Origin of the sequence: Asaia astilbis JCM 15831 (assembly GCF_000613845.1) — a bacterium.
In the GTDB taxonomy this organism is placed as follows: Bacteria; Pseudomonadota; Alphaproteobacteria; order Acetobacterales; family Acetobacteraceae; genus Asaia; species Asaia astilbis.
The window spans coordinates 1-14217 of record NZ_BAJT01000028.1 but is presented as its reverse complement, the minus strand read 5'-3'; the positions used below and the strand labels follow the sequence as shown (position 1 = coordinate 14217).

The window sequence follows — 14217 nt, the reverse complement described above, 5'->3', positions numbered from 1 at the left end:
CTGGACTGCACGGGGGCTGGCGCGACGGCGCCGTTCTCGGTCGCAGCGCGCTCGGCGTCGAGGGCCTTGAACAGATCGGCGAAAGAGGCGTCCACGCTGCGCGGGTCTGTGCTCCACTTGGCGTGGAGATCCGCGAGATAGACCGTGTTAGCCCCGTTCAACGCGCTTGGTAACGAACCGATCTCACCCATGCTTGCAGCCCTCCCCGGCTGTTCTTCCCAGATCTTGATAGCGTCTCAGAATGGCACGCTCATGGCAAAAAAAACCATGGAACTCTTGCTGGTAGTCAACAAGCATAAAAACTTTTCCGAATGATTTCAGTTCACAATCGCACGTTCGCCAGTCGGGGCCGAAAAGCATCGAAACTTTCACTCATAGATCCCGTCTATAGACTCCACACCCGAGCACGTTGAGGATTTATCGGCTCATCGCGCATTTCGATATTGCAGTTTGGAGAGGTCTGTCATGCGTCGCATGCTTGCACTTATGGCATTCACGATGTCGCTACTGGCGCAAGCTCTTCCCGCTGCTCATGCGACTCCCGAACGCCCTGTCGAACAAGACGGGCGACGCCTGGACTTCGATAGTCGTGCAGCCTTGCGCTGTACCATGGCACCGCATCTTGTGCGGACAGCGTTCAAGCCCGCCGAAAGAGAGACTGGTCGGAACGCCCCTCGCCGGACATGTGTCTCTGAAACAGACCGTATCGGTGCAGGATATACCAGTTCGTGCGTAATAGCGCCGTGCGTCATCCCCATCATCGTATGAGGGGGTAAGAAGCGTCTTGTTTGTCAGGGAGAGCAGGAATAGGCTCCTCGGTCATGTCACAGATCGCTCTTCAATACGAAGCCCTTGAACGGACCCCGATCAGCGAGGCCCCTTTCAGACATGTGGTCGTCCCTAACTTCGTGCGCGAAGAGGACCTCCAAACCCTGATCAATCTGATGCCGGAGATGCGCTCTGGCGGATCGTTCCCGCCGGAAGGGCTCAGATTGCATCCGACGGTCAAAGCTCTGACCAAAGAGCTTCAGGGACCACGTCTTAAAAAGCTTGTTGCGCAGAAGTTCGGCCTCGACATCGAGGCAGCTCCCAGCATGCTGACGCTGCGCGGTCGCACGCGAGAAAAAGACGGTCGCATCCATCGCGATTCCGAAGCCAAGCTTGTGACGATTCTGCTCTATCTGAACCCTGAGAGCGCGGCTTGGTCGGCTCAGGAAGGATGTCTGCGCCTCCTGAATGGCCCGGACAATCTCGAGGATTATGATGTGGAGGTGAAGCCCGCGCACGGCACGCTGCTGATCTTTCCCAACGGCCCCACGACGTGGCATGGCCACCGGCAATATGTGGGCCGCCGCTACACAATCCAGTTGAATTACATGGCGACAAACAACAAGGCACGTTATGAACTGCGGCGTCATCGTTTCTCGGCGTTGTTCAAGCGTTTGTCTTTTGCGCGATGACACTTTCAATCTGACAAGGGTAATGGAATAATGGGATACCGCGTTGCGGTCGTAGGTGCGACCGGTGCTGTTGGTCGTGAGCTCCTTCGCATTCTTGCCGAAAGAGATTTTCCTGTTTCTGAAGTGGCGGCTTTGGCTTCGGCCCGCTCCACGGGGCAGGAGGTGTCTTTCGGTAACAAGAAAGTCCTGAAAATCCAGAATCTCGAGACGTTCGACTTCACAGGATGGGACATCGCCTTGTTCTCACCCGGGGCGTCGGTCTCGGCAGTCTACGCGCCGCGTGCTGCAGCAGCGGGATGCATCGTGATCGATAACACGTCCCATTTCCGCATGGAGCCGGACGTCCCCCTGGTCGTGCCTGAGGTCAATGCGAACGCGCTCAAGAAGATGAAGCGCAACATCATCGCCAATCCGAACTGCTCGACGGCGCAGATGGTTCTGGCGCTGAAGCCGCTGCATGACCTGTTTACGATCAAGCGTGTCGTCGTCTCGACCTATCAGGCTGTTTCGGGCGCAGGCAAGGACGGGATGGACGAGCTGTTCGTCCAGTCCAAGGGCAGCTTTGTCGGTGATCCCCCGACGATTGCCCAGTTCACAAAGCAGATCGCGTTCAACGTCATCCCGCATATCGACAGCTTTCTGCCCGACGGATCGACCAAGGAAGAATGGAAGATGGCCGTCGAGACGCGCAAGATTCTCGATCCAGACATCAAGGTGATCGCGACCTGTGTGCGTGTTCCGGTGTTCATCGGACATTCCGAGGCGATCACGATCGAATGCGAAGAGCCTGTCGATCTTGCGCGCGCGCGCGAGGCGTTGCGGGAGACGGATGGAATCATCCTGCGTGATGAGCGTGATGACGGTGGTTATGTCACACCGATCGAGTGCGTCGGTGAAGATGCGACCTATGTGTCACGTCTGCGCATTGACGACACGGTCGAAAACGGCCTCGCGCTCTGGTGCGTTTCCGATAACCTTCGCAAGGGTGCGGCGCTGAATACCGTGCAGATCGCAGAAGCGCTGATTGCGCTCGATCTCATCAAGCAAAAAGCCTGAACATTACATCTTTGTCATTAATATGACTTTGGCATTGCGTGCACGTCTCGCAATGCCAAATTCTTCAAAAGGGTGGATGCAGGGTTGTGCTGCAATGGCCTGAACGGAGATGACAATGCCTGTTATCGACACGCTCGTCGCTGGCCTCTTCACCCTTCTCGCGATTGGTGTTCTCCGCCACGCGCCGGCTCCCAAGCTGATCCCGGTGCGCGTCAAACGGAAACCCTCTGCGCGCTGAACGGTTTGTAGTCTTTCGGAAGACCTCGAGTTGAGCGAGAGACATGGCTTTTATCAGCAACATACCAGCAAAACCTGTTCCACCTGGTGGCAAGACAGGCATTCTTATAGCCAATCTCGGCACACCGGACGGAACAGACTACTTCTCGGTCCGTCGCTATCTCGGTGAGTTTCTCTCCGACAGGCGTGTGATCGAGGCTCCGCCCGCACTCTGGCAGCCTATTCTTCAGGGCATCATCCTTACAACCCGTCCGTCCAAAAGCGGCGAGGCCTATGCGCGGATCTGGGACAGAAAAGAGGACGCGAGTCCTCTGCGAGTTTATACGCGCTCGCAGGCCGAAAAGCTGACCCAACGGTTTGAGGGAGAGCACCCGGTTGCTTGGGGGATGCGATATGGTAAGCCGTCGATTGCCGACGCTGTCGAAGAGCTGATGGATCAAGGCTGCGATCGCCTCATCTTTCTTCCGCTCTATCCGCAATACAGCGCCACGACCACGGCCACGGCGAACGACCAGCTTTTCAGAACATTGATGACGCTGCGCCGACAGCCAGCCGTTCAAACCTTGCCCGCATTCCCGGACCATCCGAAATATATTGCGGCTCTCGAGAAAAGCGTTCGCGATCATCTGGCGACGCTTTCCTGGAAGCCTCAGCGCCTCGTGGCCTCGTTCCACGGATTGCCCAAGCTTTGTGTCGACAAGGGCGACTACTACCCAGACGACTGCGAGCGGACGCTCACCGCATTGCGAGCGGCGCTTGGCTTGAGCGACGAACAGATGCCCATCACATTCCAGTCGCGCTTCGGGCCGATGGAATGGGTGCAGCCCTATACCGCCCCCTTCGTCGAGGCGTTGCCGAAGCAGGGTATCACACGCATCGCCGTTATCATGCCGGGCTTTATCAGCGATTGCATCGAAACCCTCGACGAAATCGGGAACGAGCTCCGTGAGGAATTCATCGAGGCGGGCGGTGAAGAGTTGACGCTTGTACCGTGTCTTAATGACAGCGATGAAGCGGTCGACATGTTGGAGGCGTTAATTCGCGAGAGCCTCCCTCAAAGGTAAGAGATTTTGCTCGAATTCTAAGCCGGATATCTACAAAAGAGAGTGCTTCAAAAATCTGCCTGATCATGGCCGTCAGGCTGGTCTGCAGACGGCGATTTAAGCTTGGCGTGATTATCGCAGCATCTCTCAGGCGACGATCCTCTTATCTGTCCGAGCGTCCTAGAAACTCGGGATCTTGATACCTAAGATCGAGAGGTTTTCAGGCTGCGTTGAATGGCTTCATCTGATTTTTGCGAGAATCTTCTTGATTCTCGCGGGCGGTCTATCGTGTGTACTTCAGGGCTTCCGCTGAGGCGTATCGTTCGGAATAGCAGGCTCGGCTAGCGAATTCGATCTTGTTTTGTTCTTATTTCTGGTGGCATAAGGTCTCATGGTCGAGACCGCCGAGACAGGAGCCGTACGTCGCATCATCCATATCGATATGGATGCCTTCTACGCCTCGGTCGAGCAGCGTGATGCGCCGCATTTGCGCGGACGCCCTGTGGCGGTCGGGCGTGGTGAAGGGCGGGGCGTCGTTGCGGCTGCGAGCTATGAAGCCAGACGCTTCGGGGTTCGTTCGGCGATGCCCTCACGCACGGCCTTGCGTCATTGTCCGGAGCTCCTTTTCGTTCCACCCCGATTTGAGGTTTATCGGGCCGTTTCTCAGCAGATCCACGCCATATTTGCGCGCTATACCGCGCTCATTCAGCCGTTATCGCTCGATGAGGCTTATCTGGACGTCACTCAGTGTTATCGGAACCACGGTTCAGCGACGGATATTGCGCGAAAAATCAGAACAGCAATTCATGAGGAAACGGGTCTGACTGCTTCTGCCGGAATTTCCTATAATCGGTTTCTGGCCAAACTTGCCTCCGATTATCGCAAACCGAACGGCCAGTTCGTCATACCGCCCTCGATGGGGCCTGATTTCGCCGCATCTTTGCGTGTTGAACAGTTCCACGGCATCGGTCCGGCTACCCGTGCAAAAATGAACCGTCTTGGCATTTTCACAGGTGCTGATCTGCGTGACATTCCTCTCCCTGTTCTGGTGCGCCATTTTGGTAAAGCGGCTCCTTTTTATGCGTCCATTGCCCGGGGAATAGACGATCGGCCTGTCGTGCCCGACCGACTGCGCAAATCGATTGGCACCGAGAAGACATTCGAGGCCGATCTGACCAGACTGGAGGAAGCGCAAGCGGTCCTGCATGCCCTGTGTGCGAAGCTCTGGCGACAATGCGAGGCGCAGGCGTTGAACGGCCGGACGTTGGTGTTGAAACTGAAATATGCCGATTTTCAGATCACAACCCGGACACGCTCAAACACGAGCGCTTTCGAAAACGAGGCAGCGCTTCGCGCACAGGCAGACGCCCTTCTCGAAGGCTTTTTCCCTCTCGAGCGTGCAATCAGACTGATCGGCGTGTCTATGACGGGACTGGTGACGGAGCTCGAGGAAAAAAACGCGCAGCTCACACTTTTTGGTGAGTCTGCTTGCTGACTTTCTGCGAACTGGTGCGTTCAGAGGAAGACCGATACCCCAGCCACAGGACCGAACCGAATGCTCACGACTGGCCCCATTTCTCCCATCTGGCTTGGCGCGATGATGACGGTCCTGATCTGTGCGCTCGGTGCTGCATAAGCGCGATAAAGAGAGCCGAACTTCAACACGCAGGGTGACATCCCCTGCGATGGCTGGCAGATACCGGATGTCAAAACTGAAAAAGAAGCGAGGGAATTGTTATGGCTGCGGGACAGGCTGAAGCGCTGCGATCTCCGATCGGGCGCATCCTGCCGGTCGTATCACTGAATCTGATCGTGTATATCGTCATCGGCTTGCCGATGGCTGTCATCCCGCTTTTTGTGCACAAAGTGCTGCACTGCAACACGGTTATCGCCGGATTTGCGGTCTCGCTCCAGTATTTCGCAACCTTCGCTTCACGCGCTTCGGCTGGCCGTCGCATCGACACCCAAGGCCCGAAGCCTGTCGCTGTCTCCGGCCTTATTCTCTGCGTCGGTTCCGGGGCTCTTCTGCTCGTTGCGGGTATGAGTGCGACGATGATTCCCCTGTCGCTTGTCTGCCTTTTTGCGAGCCGCCTCGCTCTGGGATGGGCGGAAAGCTGGGCATCGACAGCCGCAATCGTGTGGAATATCCGTCGCGCCGGCGCTGCCAATACGGCACAGGTCATCTCCTGGAACGGCATCACGTCTTATGGTGGCATCGCCCTGGGCGCTACCTTGGGTGAGCAGCTCTCTCATCTCGCCGGTGGGTGGGGTGGTCTGGTGACATTGGGGATCGTCTCAACGATTCTTCCGGTCATCGGAACGATCATGGCGAGCTCCTATCCGCTGTGGCACCTCTCCAGCACGACGCTCCTGCCATGCCGTTCATGAAGGTGTTCAGGCTCGTCCTGCCCCATGGCTGTGCTCTGGCCGCAGGCTCGGTCGGGTTCGGCGCGATCTCGTCCTGTCTTGCGCTTTATTTCGCTGCTGAAAACTGGCCCGACGCTGCTCAGGCTCTGGCAGTGTTCGGAATGGTCTTCGTGATCGTGCGATTCGTTTTTGCGCGTCAGATCGGGCGTATCGGTGGTGCGAATGTCGCCCTGATCTCCCTCGGCGTTGAAACGCTCGGTTTGCTGATCCTGGCGTTTTTGCCTTCACCCGCCGCAGCAACACTCGGCGCTGCCGTGACCGGGGCAGGGTTCTCCCTCGTCTTCCCGGCGTTGGGCGTGCTCGCTGTGGATCGTGCCGGGGCAGAAAACCGCGGCGCAGCGCTTGGGGCTTTCTCGGTATTCCTTGACCTGGCCATTGGCATTTCGGGACCCGTTCTCGGCCTTGTTATCCACGCGTCAGGGTATATGGCTCTGTTCATTTTTACGGCGTGTATTACATTTCTGGGGATTGTGCAGGTCATGCGGCTCCGCCGCGTAGCCCGACCCTGAGGTTTTGTCGCAAGGATAGGTTTAAAATGACGATTGCTGCCGCCGCTGTTTTCTGCGGCTCGCGCCATGGTGCTCTGCCCGTTTTCGGTGAGGCTGCCCGAGCGATGGGGGCGGGCCTCGCCCAGAGACAGATACATCTCGTTTATGGCGGCGGCGCAGTGGGATTGATGGGTGTCGTGGCGGAGGCCGCGCTAGAGGCCGGGGGCAAGGTCAGCGGCATCATCCCGAGTTTTCTGCATGATCGTGAAGTCATGAATGACCGAGTGACGGACCTGATCGTCACCGACTCAATGCATGAGCGCAAACGGCTGATGTTCGCCCAAGCCGATGCGTTTCTGATCCTTCCCGGCGGGTTGGGCACGTTTGACGAATTGATGGAAATCATGACCTGGCGCCAGCTGGCCCTGCATGACAAGCCTATCGTCATCGTGAATGTGGCCGACTGGGCGAAGCACGTGATCGCTGCTCTTGAAGCTGCTGTCGAGCAAGGGCTTGCCGACCCGTCTGCGCGTCATCTTTACGAGGTTGTTCCCGGTGTTGAGGAAGCATTGGAATTCCTGGAGTCTGAAAAAAAGCGCGATGAAATAGCGCAAACAGACCGTCTTTGAGCTGCGCCCCCTTGCAGAGTGAAGAAACTGGCAGTATAGCCCCATCCATCGGTTCGGAGTGTAGCTCAGCCTGGTAGAGCACTGTGTTCGGGACGCAGGGGCCGGAGGTTCGAATCCTCTCACTCCGACCAGATATCTCACCCTTCAAGGGTGTTCCCGGAAAATTCGAGAGTGCCCTGTCTTTTGACTTCTCTCTCGAGATTTCCGCTTTTCTCCAAAAATGATACGATCTCTCCAGTGGTGCGGTCCTGAACGGGGCGAAGCATTGCGGCGAAAACGTCGATATTATCTGAAGCGCGACGTTCGAGTTGCGAGCCATGAAGACATCATGATGAGCACGAGAAACGGCGTGTTCGCGGAGCAGGATCGTCATGCGTGAGCGTCTGTTTCTTGTGCTGGCCTTCGGAACCCTGACCGTCGTGTTTTGCGCGTCTCTCCTGATCGGACGCTATTCGATCAATGCTCTCGATCTCCTCCATGTTCTCCAGGGTCGCGGTGTCCCCGCAATTCAGGCTGTTCTTTTTCAGGCACGGCTACCGCGTCTCGTTGCAGCCCTTTTTGTCGGTGCCGCGCTTGCCGTTTCTGGCACGACGTTTCAGGCGGTTTTTCGTAATCCTCTTGTTTCTCCCGACCTGCTTGGCGTTCTCAGCGGCTCCGCTTTTGGGGCGGCTTTTGCCATTCTTGTGCATGGCGGGGGCACTTTTGTCGGATTGGCGGCCTTCTTCGGTGGGTGCTGCGCTGTAGCCCTGGGGTTCGCTATTGCGCGCCTCGTCGGCAGGGAGGGTGTCCTGCCCTTACTGCTCGGGGGGCTGATCAGCAGTGCCCTCTTCACCGCATTATTGTCGTTGCTGAAATATCTCGCGGATCCGTTCGACCAGCTCCCGGCCATTATTTATTGGCTTCTGGGCAGTCTCGCCCAGACGCAATGGGGGCAGCTTGGCGTGCTTGTTCCGTTGCTTGCGCTCGGAATGCTGGTGCTGTGGAGGAGTGGGCGTGTCCTCGATACCTTCGCGCTGAGTGATGACGAAGCGCATAGCCTCGGCCTGCCGATCGGCAGGTTGCGGCTGTTCGTGCTTGTCATCGCGACAGGGCTGGGCGCGTTGACCGTCTCTCTTGCCGGGATTATCGGCTGGGTCGGTCTGATAGTCCCCCATATGGCGCGCCTGCTTATCGGTCCTGCGCATCGCTTGGTGCTCCCCTTCGCTGCCCTTCTCGGCGCCTCCTGTCTGATTCTGGCCGATACGGCCTCGCGTAGTCTTGCTTCTTCCGAAATTCCTCTTGGAATGATGACGGAGCTTTTCGGTGCGCTCGGTTTTATTCTCGTGCTCAGACAATTGAGGCGGGAAGGGCGTCTCTGATGGCAGTCCTGACCACTGAGAATCTGTCTTATTCATTTGCAGGCCGAACCGTGCTGCGCGATCTTTCGCTTCACTTCGAAGCGGGTGCGTTGATCAGTATCATGGGCGCAAATGGGGCCGGAAAGACCACCTTGCTGCGTCTGATGCTGGGTCTTTTGCGTCCCGAGACCGGAAGGGTCCTCTACCAGGGTAAAGCGCTCACCAGCCTTTCGAGGCGACAGATCGCCCGTGCCATGGCGTATGTCCCGCAACGCCGTGAGGCGCTGCCTGCCTATACCGTGGCGCAGGTGGTCGAACTGGGGCGTCTGCCCCATGGCAGCCTGACCCGTAGCCTCAGCGAGGAAGAGCGTCAGGAGATCGATACCGTTCTGTCTCACCTCGATCTCCATTCCTTCGGGATCGCCCCTGCTTGGCTCTGTCGGGGGGAGAATATCAGCGGGTTCTTCTGGCACGTGCTCTGGTGCAGCAGACCGGAATTCTTGTTCTGGACGAGCCGCTTTCAGGTCTCGATTATGGTCATCAGATCCGCTTTATGGGGCTGCTTGCGTTGCTTGCCAAAGAAGGGCGGCTTGTCATCATGACCGCGCATCAGCCTGATCTGGTCTATCGTCATACCTCTCATGTCGTGCTCCTCGAACAGGGGCGGGTTCTGGCTGAAGGCGCCCCGGGTGACGTGCTGGACGGCGCGCGATTGAGCGCGTTTTATGGTGTTGCGCTTCGCCATCACGATTATGGCGACGAGCGCTTTTTCGTGTCGGGAGAGCCGTTATCATGAGACGATTTCTGAGGTCCGTTGTGTTGGCGCTCTGCCTCGGCGCGAGCACCGCGCAAGCCAGTCCAGAGCGGATCGTCGATGGCTGGTACGCGCATAATGCCACGCTGATCATGCTCGGGGCTGGCGGGAATATTATTGGGACCGTGATCTCACCCAAGCGCTTTCCCTGGATGGCCTGTGTCGCACCGACCTGAAACAGGCGGGCTTTTTCCCGAGCATGACGCTGAATGCCGAGGCCGTTCTCGCCCTGCATCCCGATCTGGTCTTCGTCACGAAACAGTCGAACAGCGCCGAAATGCTTGGCAGGCTTGGCCTGAACGTAGAGACCGTCGAGTTCAGCGACTTCAAAGGTCTGATCGGGACGATCGATCAAACGGCGGCTTTGCTTGGCACGGATCTGGCGAAAACCCAGGCCGAGCATTATGGAAAAGCCTTCTCTGCCCTCGATGAGCGCCAGCCGGTTGCGGCACACCCGCCTCGCATTCTGCACATCGCGTCCTTTGCCCCGCTGACCGTCGATGGGGAAGGAACGATCATCGATGAGTGGATCCGCGATGCCGGAGGGCTCAACGCTGCAACGGGTCTTCACGGCAACAAGCGGCCCGTCTCGCTGGAGCAGATCTTGAGCTGGGCGCCCGATCTTATCATTCTGGGCGCGGATGCGGGTGAGCCTGACCCGGCACAAGGCAGTGGGCTCTGGTCCCGCCTCGCGGCAGTTCAGCATGGCCGGGTCTTTCGCAACCCGGCGGGCGTTTTCAACTGGGATCGATATAGTCCGGAGCTGCTCTTGCAGCGCATTTGGGCGCGCGACCTGGTGCGAACGGGTTCGGTCGATCGCCCCCAGATGATCAAGAAAATCCGAGATTTTTATCGCGATTTTTACCGCCATCCGATCGACCAGGACGATGCTGTCCGTATTCTGAATGCCAAACCGCCCTTGCCTGAGAAATGCTCAGGCGTGACCGACGAGGTTGGAAAGTAGAAGCGGGTCGATATTGATCGTGGCCAGCGCTTTGCGCCATTTCGACATCTGATCGGTACCGTAAATCAGATCGTCAGTTGCGGGCGCGCTGAGCCACGCATTGTGCTGGATGATTTCTTCTTCGAGCTGCCCGGCTTCCCACGAGGCATGTCCGAGCGCCAGCAAGGCATTGCGCGGTCCTTCGCCCTTGGCAATTTCATGCAGGATATCGAGGCTTGCTGTCAGGCAGTTCTCGTTATTGATGACCAGACTGTCGTCACGCTGCCATTCTGCAGAGTGCAGCACAAAGCCGCGCGTCGGTTCCATCGGGCCGCCACTGCACAGATTGATGCGCCGACGCGGAGGGGTCGGAGCGATTTCAAGCTGCTCGAAAAGGTCTTCGAGTGTCGGGTGAGGGGCCCGCTTGTTGATGATGAGCCCCATTGCGCCATCCTGGGCTGAATGCGCGCAAAGATAGACCACGCTGCGTGCAAATTCCGAATCCCCAAGCATTGGGCTCGAAATGAGCAGGCGGCCGGTCAGATTGTCGGCGGTCGTTGTGAAATCAGAAGCCATGCGCGAAAATGTCGGGCATCGGGTGTGGTTTTGCAAGTGCGCGCGATCACGGCAACCATCTCCCGCGCCGCCCGTCTGAACGGGAGCGATCTCTTTGCACGAATTCCCTACCTGAAAAGGAAAATACGATGGCAGTCATTCTCGTTACTGGTGCAACGGCCGGGTTCGGTCGAGCGATTGCCGTCCGCCTTGTGAAGGACGGACACCGTGTGATCGGCACGGGACGCCGCGCCGAGCGTCTGGAGGCGCTGCATCAGGAGCTGGGCGACGCGTTTCTGCCGCAGGTTCTCGATGTCACTGACACGGCGCGGATCGCCGCCTTGCCGACAGAGTTGCCTGCCGACTGGCGACAGGTCGATGTCCTGATCAACAATGCCGGCCTCGCTCTTGGGGTGGGTAAGGCTCAGGACTCCGATCTCAAGGATTGGAAAACGATGATCGACACGAATGTGTCCGGCGTTGTGGAGGTCACCCGTGCCTTTCTGCCCCAGATGATCGAGCGCAATCAGGGATACATCATGACGTTGGGGAGCATCGCAGGCACCTATCCCTATCAGGGCGGCAATGTCTACGGCGCCACCAAGGCGTTCGTTGCCCAGTTCATGCGCAACCTGCGCACCGATCTTCTGGGAACGCGCATCCGCGCCAGCACCATCGAGCCGGGTCTTTGCGGCGGCAGTGAGTTCAGCAATGTGCGTCTTCGCGACAATCAGAAAGCGGCAGATGTCTATAAGGGCACCGAGCCGCTGATGCCTGACGATATCGCAGAGACCGTGTCATGGCTTTTGAGCCTGCCCCCTCATGTAAACGTCAATGCCATTGAAATGATGCCTGTCTGTCAGGCGGCTGGCGGTCTTGCCGTGGTTAGAACCCGTGAGTGACCTGATTGCGGGCATCGCCCGCACCCTTCCCGAGCGCTATCTCGTCCGAGATGGACGCGACTTCCAGCTGAGTTCGGTCGATCCGGATGATCATGCGGATCTGCGCAAGGGAGATGTCGAGGCCTGGCTCGAGAAGCGTCGCAAGCGCTTAGGTGAATTACAGGAACGTCTTGCAGCGGAGCATCGTCATTCGGTGCTCCTGGTGCTTCAGGGAATGGATGGCGCGGGCAAGGACAGTCTGATCCGCAATGTCATGACCGGGATGAACCCGCAGGGAACGAAGGTCGTCTCCTTCAAAAGGCCCAGCGATCTCGAGCTGGCTCATGATTTCCTGTGGCGCGTCCATCTGGCCGTGCCGGGCCGGGGACAGGTCGGGGTTTTCAACCGAAGCCATTATGAAGATGTTCTGGTTGCCCGTGTCCATGCCGATACGCTCGACACACAGGGGATGACAGGCGACCCTGCAAAGCCGGAATTCTGGGATCATCGTCTTCAGGATATCGAGGCGTTTGAAGCCTATCTTGCGCGGCAAGGTGTTCACATCCTCAAGGTGATGCTGCACATGTCGCCGGATTGTCAGCAAAAGCGCCTGCTGCGCCGCCTGCGTCGCCCGGACAAACGCTGGAAGTTCGATGAGAGCGATCTTGCCGAACGCAAGTTCTGGCCTGCTTATCAGGCGGCCTATCAGGAAGCGATCCGGGCAACTTCCTGCAAAACGGCCCCTTGGCTGGTCGTGCCTTCGAACAAGAAATGGTTCTCCCGCCTTGTCGTAATGGAGGCTTTGATCGCTCAGCTCGAAAGTCTGAGCCCGGAGCCACCACCGCCGTCGCCTGACATTCTCAAGAATCTCGAAAGGCTGGAAGCGGCCATCAAGGCAAGCCATCCCTGAGGGATGCGGAAGGCGAGGCGAAACTCGCCTCCCGTCCGAAGGAGCATATTTCGGGCGTAAAATCGCTCAAAAGAAAACAGGCAGGGCTTAATAAAGTCCTGCCTGTTTTTCTTAAGCGCCAATTTGTCGTGCTTAGTGTGCGGTGCGCGCGTTCTTGACCTGAGCCCGCATTTCCTCGGCCGAGACGGCGCCGGGAATGATCGCGTTGGTGCCGAAAATGAAAGTAGGCGTGCCGTCGAGGCCGACCAGACGCGCTTCGGCCAGGTTCTCGTTGATCTGTGCGGCAACGCTGGAGGCATGCATGTCGGCGACGAGCTTGTCTGCATTGAGACCGTTGGCCGTAGCGAGCTGACGGATACGATCGAGCGTCGGCGGTGCCGTGTCCTGCATCAGAGCGCGCTTCAGCTTGTCATAGCCGCCCTGCAATGCAGCGGCGAAAATGGCCTGAGTGTCCAGAACGCTCTTTTCGCTCAGAACCGGCACGAGCTTCTCGACCAGCCGCAATTTGGGGTCCGACTTCAGAAGCGCGTCGACGACGGGCGCCATGCTGCGGCAATAGCCACATCGCGGGTCGAGAAACTCGACGATCGTCAGATCGCCGTTCGGATTGCCGCGAACGGTGTAATCCGGGCCTTTCTGCAGGCGCTCGCGGTCCGATTTGACATGAGAAAGCGCATCGTCAGAGGCTTTCTGCTGCGCGCCCTGACGCAGGGCAACGATGGCATCGCTGAGAATGCTGGGGTCGTCCTTCAGCGCCTGACGGAGGATCGACACGATCTCTGAGCGTTGCTCTGGCGTGAAGCTGGTCGCTGGTGCAGCAAGAGCGGAGACGCTGGCCGATGCGGTCAGACCAAGGGCAAGAAAGGCGCGGCAAGCCGGGTGCGGGTCGGGCGGGTCATGAAAGCCATCCTGCAAGGCGGGAGGAGAGAAGCCTCTGCAATAGGGCAGAGGGAGGCATTTCGCAAAATCAGGACGCTTCTGGCAGGTTGCCCATCGCCCTGAACACGGTTAGATGCGGTAACGAACCCAATTTCCCGACGGTTGCATCTTCGGCGTCGGAGATCGGCCTGTTCAGGGACAGAAGAGAAGGCTTGCCGGGTCATGGAGACACTGCACGTGGCGCATCGTCAGACAAATGCCCCCTGTCGCCCCGCAGAGCGGTCTGCGCGCAAGACGGGTCTGCGCTCGGCCTGTGCCCTGACTGCGGCAACGCTTCTCGTCGGATGCAGCGATGTCAGCCATATCGGCCACAGCCTGTTCGGCAAAACGACGCCGATCGTCACAGGATATATCGGCACCGTAGTCGCCGACGAGCCCCGCGCCGCACTTGTCGGGCGTGACGTTCTTGTCCATGGCGGCAATGCGGCCGATGCCGCCGCAGCTGTTGGCATGCGCTTTCGGTCACCTTGCCGTCGCGTGCGGCTCTTGGCGGCGGCG

At 58.3% G+C, this 14217-nt stretch carries 17 protein-coding genes, 1 tRNA gene and 2 pseudogenes; 16 read left to right on the top strand and 4 right to left on the bottom strand.

The features are described 5' to 3' along the window. A partial coding sequence (locus tag JCM15831_RS19610; RefSeq protein WP_035774724.1) for a 2-oxoglutarate dehydrogenase E1 subunit family protein occupies window positions 1-191 on the bottom strand: 191 nt, incomplete at its 3' end. Between the two features lie 630 nt (window positions 192-821). Here JCM15831_RS19610 and JCM15831_RS14775 point away from each other — a divergent pair. The 5 genes from JCM15831_RS14775 (at window position 822) to dinB (ending at window position 5291) form a co-directional block, all read left to right on the top strand. Beyond that, window positions 822-1460 carry a 2OG-Fe(II) oxygenase family protein gene (locus tag JCM15831_RS14775; protein ID WP_025824844.1) on the top strand — a complete coding sequence of 213 codons (639 nt, stop codon included), beginning with the start codon at window positions 822-824 and terminating at the stop codon, window positions 1458-1460. 30 nt (window positions 1461-1490) lie between these two features. Next, the gene (locus JCM15831_RS14770) at window positions 1491-2516 is read left to right on the top strand and encodes an aspartate-semialdehyde dehydrogenase (RefSeq protein ID WP_025824843.1); all 1026 of its coding nucleotides are present in this window, start codon (window positions 1491-1493) and stop codon (window positions 2514-2516) included. 115 nt (window positions 2517-2631) lie between these two features. Beyond that, the gene (locus JCM15831_RS23490) at window positions 2632-2754 is read left to right on the top strand and encodes a hypothetical protein (protein WP_269530469.1); all 123 of its coding nucleotides are present in this window, start codon (window positions 2632-2634) and stop codon (window positions 2752-2754) included. 43 nt (window positions 2755-2797) lie between these two features. Then, window positions 2798-3817 carry a ferrochelatase gene (gene hemH / locus JCM15831_RS14760; protein ID WP_025824842.1) on the top strand — a complete coding sequence of 340 codons (1020 nt, stop codon included), beginning with the start codon at window positions 2798-2800 and terminating at the stop codon, window positions 3815-3817. 370 nt (window positions 3818-4187) lie between these two features. Continuing rightward, window positions 4188-5291: a DNA polymerase IV gene (gene dinB, locus JCM15831_RS14755; RefSeq protein WP_025824841.1), complete on the top strand. Its 1104-nt coding sequence runs from the start codon at window positions 4188-4190 to the stop codon at window positions 5289-5291. 20 nt (window positions 5292-5311) lie between these two features. On the opposite strand, the gene JCM15831_RS21735 is transcribed toward dinB, so the two are convergent. After that, window positions 5312-5461 (bottom strand): hypothetical protein, encoded by a 150-nt coding sequence (locus tag JCM15831_RS21735; RefSeq protein WP_156938928.1) that lies wholly within the window; start codon window positions 5459-5461, stop codon window positions 5312-5314. A gap of 72 nt (window positions 5462-5533) precedes the next feature. On the opposite strand from JCM15831_RS21735, the gene JCM15831_RS23755 reads away from it, so the two are divergent. From JCM15831_RS23755 to JCM15831_RS19595, 8 genes and pseudogenes are all read left to right on the top strand, one after another. Further along, the gene (locus JCM15831_RS23755; protein WP_306301869.1) at window positions 5534-6184 is read left to right on the top strand and encodes an MFS transporter; all 651 of its coding nucleotides are present in this window, start codon (window positions 5534-5536) and stop codon (window positions 6182-6184) included. Beyond that, window positions 6172-6732, top strand: a complete 561-nt coding sequence (locus tag JCM15831_RS23750) for an MFS transporter (protein ID WP_306301868.1) — start codon at window positions 6172-6174, stop codon at window positions 6730-6732. The genes JCM15831_RS23755 and JCM15831_RS23750 overlap by 13 nt, the downstream gene beginning before the upstream one ends. A 26-nt stretch (window positions 6733-6758) precedes the next feature. After that, entirely contained in the window at window positions 6759-7340 is a 582-nt protein-coding gene (locus tag JCM15831_RS14740) for an LOG family protein (protein WP_025824840.1), read from the top strand. A 54-nt stretch (window positions 7341-7394) separates the two neighbouring features. Next, a tRNA-Pro gene (locus JCM15831_RS14735) sits at window positions 7395-7471 on the top strand. Window positions 7472-7711: 240 nt separating this feature from the next. Continuing rightward, complete coding sequence (locus JCM15831_RS14730; RefSeq protein WP_025824839.1) at window positions 7712-8698, top strand: FecCD family ABC transporter permease; 987 nt, start codon at window positions 7712-7714, stop codon at window positions 8696-8698. After that, window positions 8698-9473, top strand: a pseudogene (locus tag JCM15831_RS24115) (ABC transporter ATP-binding protein). Before JCM15831_RS14730 ends, JCM15831_RS24115 begins: the two are co-directional and overlap by 1 nt. Then, complete coding sequence (locus JCM15831_RS23130; RefSeq protein WP_232228234.1) at window positions 9470-9667, top strand: hypothetical protein; 198 nt, start codon at window positions 9470-9472, stop codon at window positions 9665-9667. Before JCM15831_RS24115 ends, JCM15831_RS23130 begins: the two are co-directional and overlap by 4 nt. A 23-nt stretch (window positions 9668-9690) precedes the next feature. After that, the gene (locus JCM15831_RS19595) at window positions 9691-10455 is read left to right on the top strand and encodes an ABC transporter substrate-binding protein (protein WP_232228233.1); all 765 of its coding nucleotides are present in this window, start codon (window positions 9691-9693) and stop codon (window positions 10453-10455) included. Here JCM15831_RS19595 and JCM15831_RS14715 read toward each other — a convergent pair. Beyond that, window positions 10426-11010, bottom strand: a complete 585-nt coding sequence (locus JCM15831_RS14715) for a YqgE/AlgH family protein (RefSeq protein WP_025824838.1) — start codon at window positions 11008-11010, stop codon at window positions 10426-10428. The genes JCM15831_RS19595 and JCM15831_RS14715 overlap by 30 nt on opposite strands. A 128-nt stretch (window positions 11011-11138) precedes the next feature. On the opposite strand from JCM15831_RS14715, the gene JCM15831_RS14710 reads away from it, so the two are divergent. Then, window positions 11139-11891: an SDR family NAD(P)-dependent oxidoreductase gene (locus tag JCM15831_RS14710; protein WP_025824837.1), complete on the top strand. Its 753-nt coding sequence runs from the start codon at window positions 11139-11141 to the stop codon at window positions 11889-11891. Further along, the gene (locus JCM15831_RS14705; protein ID WP_025824836.1) at window positions 11884-12780 is read left to right on the top strand and encodes a PPK2 family polyphosphate kinase; all 897 of its coding nucleotides are present in this window, start codon (window positions 11884-11886) and stop codon (window positions 12778-12780) included. Before JCM15831_RS14710 ends, JCM15831_RS14705 begins: the two co-directional genes overlap by 8 nt. A 132-nt stretch (window positions 12781-12912) precedes the next feature. Here JCM15831_RS14705 and JCM15831_RS14700 read toward each other — a convergent pair whose 3' ends face one another. Then, window positions 12913-13695, bottom strand: coding sequence for a DsbA family protein (locus tag JCM15831_RS14700; protein WP_025824835.1), 783 nt, complete (start codon window positions 13693-13695; stop codon window positions 12913-12915). A 264-nt stretch (window positions 13696-13959) separates the two neighbouring features. On the opposite strand from JCM15831_RS14700, the pseudogene JCM15831_RS21730 reads away from it, so the two are divergent. Continuing rightward, a pseudogene (locus JCM15831_RS21730) lies at window positions 13960-14217 on the top strand (gamma-glutamyltransferase); the annotation flags it as partial.